This is a genomic window from Bradyrhizobium yuanmingense (assembly GCF_029167105.1).
GTDB classification, from domain to species: domain Bacteria; phylum Pseudomonadota; class Alphaproteobacteria; order Rhizobiales; family Xanthobacteraceae; genus Bradyrhizobium; species Bradyrhizobium yuanmingense_A.
This window is the reverse complement of record NZ_JARFML010000126.1, coordinates 1-561: the sequence shown is the minus strand read 5'-3', so window position 1 is coordinate 561 and position 561 is coordinate 1. Positions and strand designations below refer to the sequence as shown.

Below are 561 nucleotides of genomic sequence, written 5' to 3'. Positions count from 1 at the left end.
CTGCCACCGAGCGAACTCGGCCATCAACCGTAGGCAAAAGCTTCGGAGTTTCTTCAGCCGAGGCCGCTACGGCGGCGATCTGCACCGGCGTAAAAGATGGTGCAACTTGTTCCGATGTCCGTGCTTGTCGACGCCAGGTAAACACCAGGCTGGCCGCTACTCCGTTGCGCCGCGCAACCTCAGTTACCTTCGCGCCCGGTGCCAGCGTCTCCTCGACAATCCGTGCCTTGTCGTCCTGCGACCAACGCTGCCGCCGCTCGAGCCCGCCCAAAACTTCGACCCGCATCGCCTGATGACCTTAAAGCTAGACCTAAGGTCACACGCTTCGCGAATTACCACCCGTCACGCAAGACGGTCCTCGTCGGAGCGGTACCCTGAAGCTGCTTGAGGCTCGTGAAGGAAGTGCCGCTGAGCGACTGCCCCTGTAAGATCGAAACCATACTTGACCTGATTGAGCCATGACGCACTTGTCGGCGTGAAATGAAATTGCACGTTGGGATGGGCCTTGAGCCAGCCCTCGTTCTTTTTATGAGTGTTGAGATTGTCGAGGATGACGTGAAG

1 protein-coding gene and 1 pseudogene are annotated in these 561 nt (G+C 58.5%); both read right to left on the bottom strand.

The genetic code is table 11. From position 1 onward, the window contains the following. Positions 1–286: IS66-like element accessory protein TnpA (gene tnpA / locus P0R31_RS40760; protein ID WP_275521252.1), on the bottom strand; the 286-nt coding region annotated here is incomplete at its 3' end. A gap of 88 nt (positions 287–374) precedes the next feature. After that, a pseudogene (locus tag P0R31_RS40755) lies at positions 375–561 on the bottom strand (transposase); the annotation flags it as partial.